Origin of the sequence: Psychrilyobacter sp., from assembly GCF_037132775.1 — a bacterium.
Classification (GTDB): Bacteria; Fusobacteriota; Fusobacteriia; order Fusobacteriales; family Fusobacteriaceae; genus Psychrilyobacter.
The window spans coordinates 1-8,988 of the sequence record NZ_JBAHZY010000114.1; the positions used below are offsets into that span (position 1 = coordinate 1).

The 8,988-nt window shown below is 27.8% G+C and carries 8 protein-coding genes and 1 CRISPR repeat array; of the genes, 1 reads left to right on the forward strand and 7 read right to left on the reverse strand.

What is annotated here, in order from left to right; translation table 11 throughout:
- The first annotated feature begins 134 nt into the window (after positions 1–134).
- A CRISPR array of direct repeats spans positions 135–1,090; the repeat unit is 30 nt; unit sequence ATTTCCAATCTACATTAGTTAATCTTATAC.
- Positions 1,091–1,269: 179 nt separating this feature from the next.
- The 7 genes from cas3 to V5784_RS07585 form a co-directional block, all read right to left on the reverse strand.
- Positions 1,270–3,387, reverse strand: coding sequence for a CRISPR-associated helicase Cas3' (gene cas3, locus V5784_RS07555; RefSeq protein WP_336888420.1), 2,118 nt, complete (start codon positions 3,385–3,387; stop codon positions 1,270–1,272).
- On the reverse strand, positions 3,359–4,792 hold the full coding sequence (locus tag V5784_RS07560) for a hypothetical protein (protein WP_336888421.1): 1,434 nt from the start codon (positions 4,790–4,792) through the stop codon (positions 3,359–3,361). Before V5784_RS07560 ends, cas3 begins: the two co-directional genes overlap by 29 nt.
- Positions 4,793–5,497: a CRISPR-associated protein Cas5 gene (gene cas5, locus V5784_RS07565; protein ID WP_336888422.1), complete on the reverse strand. Its 705-nt coding sequence runs from the start codon at positions 5,495–5,497 to the stop codon at positions 4,793–4,795.
- A 9-nt stretch (positions 5,498–5,506) separates the two neighbouring features.
- Positions 5,507–6,331 carry a type I CRISPR-associated protein Cas7 gene (locus V5784_RS07570; RefSeq protein WP_336888423.1) on the reverse strand — a complete coding sequence of 275 codons (825 nt, stop codon included), beginning with the start codon at positions 6,329–6,331 and terminating at the stop codon, positions 5,507–5,509.
- Between the two features lie 15 nt (positions 6,332–6,346).
- Complete coding sequence (locus tag V5784_RS07575) at positions 6,347–6,988, reverse strand: hypothetical protein (RefSeq protein WP_336888424.1); 642 nt, start codon at positions 6,986–6,988, stop codon at positions 6,347–6,349.
- A 345-nt stretch (positions 6,989–7,333) separates the two neighbouring features.
- Positions 7,334–7,636, reverse strand: a complete 303-nt coding sequence (locus V5784_RS07580) for a hypothetical protein (RefSeq protein WP_336888425.1) — start codon at positions 7,634–7,636, stop codon at positions 7,334–7,336.
- Positions 7,637–7,768: 132 nt separating this feature from the next.
- Positions 7,769–7,951 (reverse strand): hypothetical protein, encoded by a 183-nt coding sequence (locus tag V5784_RS07585; protein WP_336888426.1) that lies wholly within the window; start codon positions 7,949–7,951, stop codon positions 7,769–7,771.
- 275 nt (positions 7,952–8,226) lie between these two features.
- Between V5784_RS07585 and V5784_RS07590 the strand changes: the two genes are divergently transcribed.
- Complete coding sequence (locus V5784_RS07590) at positions 8,227–8,421, forward strand: hypothetical protein (protein ID WP_336888427.1); 195 nt, start codon at positions 8,227–8,229, stop codon at positions 8,419–8,421.
- The last annotated feature ends 567 nt before the right edge of the window (positions 8,422–8,988 follow it).

Genomic DNA, 8,988 nt, shown 5'->3' on the forward strand with positions numbered 1-8,988 from the left:
AGGCTCTGCTATTGACATACAAAAAATAAAGTTCTAATATATTAAAAACGAGAAGCAATAATTAAAGAATTATTACTCCTCTTTTTATAAAAGTTTTACATTAATTTTTAGAGTTTACACAAAACTTGCAACAGCCCCTCAATCTACATTAGTTAATCTTATACTTCGAACTATTATCATTTGTACCGCTTACAGTGTTATTTTCAATCTACATTAGTTAATCTTATACTTGAAGATTCAATGCTAAGAGTTAAGGCACTAGTATTTCCAATCTACATTAGTTAATCTTATACAAGATGCCAGATATGGATGCAGAGATGTCTAAGATGGCATTTCCAATCTACATTAGTTAATCTTATACCTCTTACGATTAACGCGGCTCTTGCATCATACGAATTCCCAATCTACATTAGTTAATCTTATACGATAGTTTTGCTAGGCATAAAGATAGATTCGCGGTATTTCCAATCTACATTAGTTAATCTTATACGACAGAAGCATGGAAATATTATTGAGGGATAAATAATTTCCAATCTACATTAGTTAATCTTATACTTACACTAGCTTTCTCTAATAATCCGGTTGAAGCATATTTCCAATCTACATTAGTTAATCTTATACAAAGAGACTAAACAGACTAAAAGATTAGGGCTTAGAGTATTTCCAATCTACATTAGTTAATCTTATACGATCGTTTGAAGAAGATGGAAAAGGTAGTTTTGAATAATTTCCAATCTACATTAGTTAATCTTATACAACCTAATAAATACAGGTGACATATTCGAGGTATTTGTATTTCCAATCTACATTAGTTAATCTTATACTATCAAGTTTTAATGCAACTCAATCTGCTATAAAGGCATTTCCAATCTACATTAGTTAATCTTATACAGAATCATTTGAAAAAAATAGAGATTATATGGTAGTATTTCCAATCTACATTAGTTAATCTTATACTAGGTCTGTGTACATGGTACAAAAGGGAACTAACATCAATTTCCAATCTACATTAGTTAATCTTATACCTTTTCTGTTCTGTAAGTAGTTTATTATCTGTCCTATTTCCAATCTACATTAGTTAATCTTATACAGGTATACTTTCCCCCGTTGATTCTATTTGCCTAAAAGCTATATATTTGTCGATCTCCTCTATTAGATCTTAAAATTTATAAATAATCAGTAGATAAATCTAAAATCCTTTTATTTCCAATGATTTTTTAATCTGTCGATACACGGATATTTTTGGTCTATTAGAGGTCGACAGGTCACTTATTTAATAAAATCTTCCTCTTTTATCCATTTTAATCCTAGTGTTTCTTTTATTTTATTTCTATTCTCGTCTAAAAATTTATCATAAACATTAATTGAATTGTCATAAATTTTTGCTCTTAAATTTTTTATCTTTATACTCTTTTCATAATAATTTAAAGTTTTATCCCAAGAAACTTTTCCATATTCTTCTATTAAGAAGTTGTTTTTATTATTTGATATAAAAAGTGACATAGTATCCTTCGTGATTAGTTCCATTACCTGTTCCTTTTTTATAAAATTATAATATCCTTTAAACTCTCTTTCTTCATCAAGTTTTTTTAAAACTTTAGAAGAATAAGAACCAAAATTTTTCTCTCTTAGGAAATTAAATATTTCAGATTGTGATATTGTAAATTCAACAGTAGATCTAATATCATTCCTATAAATTAAGTCTGCTTTATACAAATCAAAGAAATAGACTTTACTATTCTTTTTTAGGCTATTTCTATTTATCCTTCCTAAAAATTGCTCTTCTGATTCAAGGATAGAAGAGTCTTTAAATCCAATATCAAAATCAATATCTATGCCAGCTTCTATTATTTGAGTTCCTATTAATATTCCTGAATAGTCTTTATCTTTTGTTTTTAAAATAAGTCTATCCTTTTCTTTATTTAAAGTATCTCCTGTTATTAAATCAACTTTTATATTTTCTTTTAGTATTAATCTATAAAATTCATTAGCCATTTTTTTATTTATAAATTCGATTAATACTTTATCTGTTTTCCCATATTCTATTAAAATTTTATCCTTTAGTTCCTCTAAGGTTTTTATATCTATCTTTGAAATACCAACTCTCTCTAAAAAATAAGGGTTTTTAAAATATTTACTGCTATCTTTTATTAAATAATTATAGTTTTTCAAAAAATTCTCAAATTTTGGTAGAGTAGCACTCATTATTATAAAATTTATATTAAAAATTTTAGTCAATAGATCCATATCTTTACAAAAATTCTTCCATGTTTTAATGTTAAATGCCTGAATTTCATCAATTATAATTGTTGAATCCACTAAAGCATAAAATTTTAGAAGATTTTTTTTCTTAGTAGAATATAAAATATTAAAGAATTCTACTGAGCTAGTAACTATTATAGGTGAATTTAGATAGTAATACTCATTATAAGAATCGATAGCGGAAGTATCATTATAATTTATTTCATTTGAAGAGTTAATAAACCCTAGATTTTTAATTTCAAATATACTTGATAACTCTCTATATGTTTGATTAGCAATAGTGTTAAATGGAGCTACATATATCAATTTACTACTCTCTGATTTTTCCGCCAACAAAAGACTGGTCTTTGTTTTCCCCGATCCAGTAGGAGCTTCTAATAGAGATATTCCTTTTTTAAAATTCTCCAAAGATTCTAATGCTATCTCTGTTCTTAGTTGATTGATCCCTTCTTTAGATTCTCTATTTTTTATACTTTTAATGATAGGATCTGTATTTATTTCACCTTTTATATCTTGAAAGCTAGAACATTTCTCAAATTTATATCCTTCCATAAAATCTTGGGTGGCAAATATATCACTACTACACAGAACACTGTATAAATATCTTATATAAAAATAATCCCATTGATTTATTTGACCCTTTACAAAACTTAGTATCTTTTGAAATTTTTCTTTCTCAAGATTTATTTTTTCTTCTATTAAAATTTCAAACTCTTCAAAATTTTCTAAATTTAAATCTAATTTCTCAAAATTATTTATATTAGAATGGTGGCAAGATATTACATAAGTATTTAAAAAAATACCTTTAGCTGTTTCTTTATTCAAATTATCCTTTCCTATTTCATTATTTAGATATAATATAGCAGAAAGTTGAGAATGATTGGTTGTCCCATCTAATGTTTTATAACCTTCTAATCCCATTTTTTCTCTTTGAAAGTTGATATTTCTCTTTCCTTTGTCGTGATATCTTATAGATTTCAAAAATGACTCATAAGAATAACCCAATCTTTCTACAACTCTCTCAGAGGATATTTTTTTTGCATATTCTACAGTTAGATTTTCATGGGTTTCTAGGGATTCGTATTCATAGGTTCCATTAATTTTCTTTTTGTGGGCTGCTATCATTTTTTTCTCCATAATAGGTGATTTCTTCTAAATAACCCCTTATCAAACTAATGTTATTGACTTTTATTATTACATTCTCATTAAATATTTTTCTTAAATCGCCCTTTAACTCTTCATGATTTGTACAAGCGTAGACATTGTGAGAATGGTAAGTTATAAGCGATTCTAAGCTACTCTGAACTACTTTAAATGTTATATTTCTAAATTGAGTTCTATACTCTCCAAAACCATTTTCCTTCTTTCCTTCTAGATATCTCACTACTTTCCCTAATGTATAACTTATATCTTTTTCCATATCTTTAATTCCTCCATAAATAGTATTGAATATATTAAACTGCTCCTTTACTTCTTTTTCAGCTAGTTTCAATCTGAAAAAATGCTCTTCTATCAAATTTTTAAAGCTTTTATTCAAAGAATTAAATTCTACCTCTTGTCCTTTTATTCCCTTATTATTTATAGCATTTTGAACCATAATGAAATCTACATTTATTGATATTTTATCAAAGATATCAATTTTAAACCTATGGTAGATTTCTCTGAAAAAACTATTTTCATCTATTTTTTTATTCATCTTTGTAGGGAATACTGGATTTAATCTGATTGTTTTCGGTCTTTTTTTAGAAACACTGGTAAAAACTTCCAAGAATCCATTTCCTTGATTTTGGTTCACTTTTAAATAGAATCCTGTGAAGTCATCTAGAGATATTGCTTCTAGAGTTGATAGAAATTCTATTTTTTCATTATTAACATAGATATTCCTTTTATTCATCTTAAAAATCATATAAAACAATTTATCTAATAACATAAACTTATTTAACATCTCGCTGGACACTAGTTGGACATTTTTTGTAGGTAAAATACTATTCTTTGAAAGAAACATTTTTTTCTTATTTTCTGTGTTAGTAAACATTGCCAACGTTCCCAAAGATTCTACATAGATGTTTCTCTCATCTTTATATTCAACTAGATTTCCATCTATAAAGATTTTTATCCATTCACCCTTATACTCTCTAAATTGATCCTCTTTTACTAATTTTTTTATAACTTTTTCAATGGCTGGCGATACTTCTCTATTTAGTTTTTTTAACAAAGAATCGCTGTATTCTTTAAATAAATTTTCATTGTTTAAAAGATTTTCTTTTTTAAACATGAATGAGTATTTATTATTACTATCTGCTTTTTTTATAATGGATTTATTCGAGTTCATAACCAATGATAATATATCTAGTTTCGCAATCTCTTTGTATTTTTCATGACTTTTATTTTCTTTGTCTACAGAAAATAAGGATTTAATATTTCCAAGTTTATCTCCTAGTACAATAAGAGAATCCTTTATTATCCAATTATGAAATAAGTATTCTTCTAAATTATGACTATCATACATATTTAATAAAAACTGTTTCACCTATATTTCACCTACCATATAAATATTTTTACCCTCTACATTTAACACTTTTATTTTTTTAGATAAACTACTAGTTGTTAAAGCGAACACTTCCGATCTATTATAGAAATTTGTTGAGTATAGAAAATTTAATGATTCATTGACAGGCTCTTCTAAATCAAAGATATCATCGGCTTCTTTATTTAAATTTGCAGGGATTATACTATTCACTTTATTGCTTAATAATTCTTCCCCATCCAATATTTGAGATTTAAATTTATCCATTAAAAATCCTTTTTTACCTAGGGATAAGATGTAAGTAGAAGTATTTCCTAATATTTTATCAATTACTTCTTGAGGAAGGTTTCTAAGATAAATATCCCAACTTACATCTTCTAATATTTCCTCTGTTATTTGAAGAGTTCCACTTCCTTTATCATTTTTATTGACTCCTGAGGTGTTGTTGTATGTATGTAGCATAGAATTAAATTTAAATTGCTTAGGCACCACTCCGTATGAAATGTTTTCTAGCTTTTCCAAAAATTCAGGAGTTTGTTGCTTTCCCTCTAATTCTCCCCAACCTTTATACCCCATAATTGCTCCTAAGATTCCCTTTATAGAAGATCCTGTGATATGTTGATATGAATATCGATTATTTTTATCGTTCGTTCCGTTTATTCCAAAATGAGCAAACTTCCCACCCAAACTTATTTTTAGAATTTTCATTTAAACCTCCTAGAATAAGTTTTTTACTTCAATATCAATATTTGAGTTAATTATTTTAACGTCATATTTATATATATTTGCAAATAATTCTACTGATTTAAGCTCTACCCCTTCAAAATCAAAAATTAATTGATTGCCATCTTCTAATTTCACTCTAGATGATAAAAGATCAGTTGGAATAACTTCGTTCTTTAATTCTACAAAACAAGAGAAAGCACTATTACAACCTATCATGCTTCTTGACTGTGTTTCTGTTACAGCTCTTTTTGAAGTTTCAACAAAGTCTTTATAGTCCTTTTCTTTATAGTCTTCTGTAAAGTTAATTATGAGAGGTGCTACAAATAAAGCATTATCAACTATATATTGAGTTCCTAATGTAGTTTGTCCCTTCCCTTTTCCTGAAGCATAAGGTGATAAAATTTGAATTGATCTTTCTATTTCATTTCCATTAATATTTATACCCCATCCTATTTGTACTGTTCCTGTAAGAGAAATGTTGTTTTTAGCTATTGCAAATGCCATCCCAAAGTTTCTAACATCTTTATATGTAAGTAATTGTTCTCGTACATCTTGCTTGGTCTTCCCTATCTTTGGGAATTTAAACTTAAAGTTATCTTCTAATGTTGTAGGATTTAAATCTTTATCATATTTTGTATAAGCTAGTACCGAATCCAGACCATCTTTCAAAGCCCAAGTTCTTCTGAAACAATATTTTAGTGAGACATCTGAATGGATCATATTCCCTTGAGAATCTCTTCTAGCTCTTCCTGTAAAATCAGCATTAAACATTCCGCCATTAACATCAGTTCCTATAATTCCATATATTTTTTTCAATTTAATTCACTCCTTTTATTTTAGTTTATAGTTTAAAAAACCACTACCTGATGTACACATTTTCCCTATCCCATTGATTATTAAGTTTTGGGCTATTCTTTGTGAAATAGCATCTTCTTTTATTTCTATCTCGAGTTTATCTCCTAAATAGACAAACTTATTTTTTTGTCTTAGATTAGTTATTTTTATAGGGTACTTATTTCTAATTGTAATTTTTTTTATAAAATCATGAGATTTATCTAACTTTGACTTTGCTTTAGCATTTCTAAGTATAGCTGATTTTAACACATCTACATTTTCTCTATCTCCTAGAACATAATTATTAAATGTTTTCCCATTAAAATCTTCCTCTTTCCCTTGGAAAATAGCAGGAGTGATGGAATAAAGTTGAGATATTATTCTTTTGTTTGTAAATTCTTTATCCTCAGTATAAATAACCTTTAATAGATCATTTATTTTTTCTTTTTCAAGAAAGGAATCTTTTATTTTTTTTACTGATGTACGTAATTTTATAGAAATAATATCTCCTCTATTAAAACTATTACTTATGCTGGGTTCTATTCTTGAGACACAGTAGTCTTTTAGAGTTTGTTTTTCATGATATTCCACAGAATAATCAGATATATATTTATCTATTAAATTAATCATATTTTTCATAACTATCTCTCTTGAACTTTTTTCAAGAACTAATGCTTTTATTATAATTTCATAGTACTTATTAATTTGAATCTCCTCCTTAAAAATCTATTCTCAATATTAAATATAGCATATTTCTTTTAAAAAAACTAAAGAAATGGATAAATTCTTATGTTTTAGGAACTTAAAAGCTCCCAAGATACAACCTAAAATTAATTTTTACACTATACTAATTTTATTTTATTTTTATTAAAAAAGGAGAGGTTTAATCCTCTCCTAAAAATAATTTCCTTATAGAATTAGCCTTCCTAAAAATCTTTAACTGAAATAACTTAGTCTTTTGATTCCATGGATCTATCTTAAACTCTAATCCTTTCCCTTTGATTTGGATTCCTCCAAACCCAGCGACACCTTATACTTATCTAATTCCTTGTCTACCTGCCAATTAGAAACTAAATCAATATTTCCTTTATACTTTGTAGACTTTAGTCCTTCAGCAAAATCAATTAATATCTTATAGGCGGTGTTCCGGACTTTTGTTCCCCCTACACCTTCAATTGCATCTCCTACCTTGTCTCCTGTTTTCTTTAGTAGTGGTGATGGTAGAATTAACAGTATAACCCCCAATAATATTTGCCATATTAATGTATTTCCTAATAGTTCTTTCATTTCATTCCTCCTTATAAATTAATAAATAAATTCCCCTCTGATTTTCTTCTGGCAACTAGCCCATTTAATACCTTCCCACCTGCTTGTTCCATCGCTTAAACTCATTAGAAGCTCCTGTACAGTCTTCCTTGTTCAATTTTCTAAGCAATGTACAATTAGATTCTCTAAAGATTCTAGAACAGGTTTCTGTCCTTTATGAGTATGTCTCTCATAATTAGTTCCACCACTTAATTTTAAATCAGTAAAATTTAATATCTTTTTATTTTTACCATCAAAGGAGACTTCAAAGGGAATATCTCCTGATTTTCCTATCATTGTTATCACCTCGATTTCGTTACTCACGAAATATGAATTTTAAATTTGACTTTCTTCAGTTTATGATGAAGACTTTAAATAAGAAGACTCCCTGATTTTCTTATTAGATACCTTTTAAAAGCCTTGACTCGTGAAGTTAAGGCTTTTATTATGTAAAAACTCCCGGGCTCCCCCTCACCAAAAAGCAGAATGAAGCTCTCACAGTACCTTTTTATTATTTACTGTCTCTTTTGTGGTATACTATTGGTATACTAAACTAATAAGGAGGTGTCTTAATGCTTTATTGTATTGATCTCAAGACAAATATAATTCATGTACTGGGGTGTCCATATATTCCACCTAGAAACGGAGAAAAAAATTTTTTAGGTCGTTTTGATAACCTCAATGATGCATTAATCGAGGCAAAATTCAAAGGTTTTTTAAATGCTAATGGTTGTTCTCATTGTTGTTCTAGTGCCCACATAAAATAAATAAATGGGCTGTTTAGCCCTTTTTTTATTCTTTCTCACCTATCCTGACTATTTCTTTTCCTATGGAGTAGTTTTATGTATCTCCTAATACTTTTCTGCCTAGGATATGACGGTACTTTTTTCTTATTCCTATGTCTATTAACTCAATATTAGCATCGACTAATACCCATGTAGAAGCTCTATCCAGCCCTATCTATCCCCTCCTTTTTAAATTTTATCAACTCTTAAGTCGACTAAGTTAGTAAACAATAGTAGAATGTTTGTGTAATGAATATTGTTGTATTACCAAATGCCACTCTCTCCCCTAGAGAATTCATTGCAATTTGTGTAAATTGGCTCTTAAATTAACTTTTAGGAGCCTTTTTTATGTCTGTTTCTTGACTCTCTATTCACCTTCCCCATAGACTCCCACCCTATCTTGGCAAGGTGTATAATGGTCGTATAAATTCATACAAAGAGTGTTTAACCTTAAGCAAAAAAATAGGGTATAATTTAAGAAAACAATATGGGGGATTTTGATTATGAATACACGAAAAACTTACTCTTCTAAGTTTAAATTTAAGATCG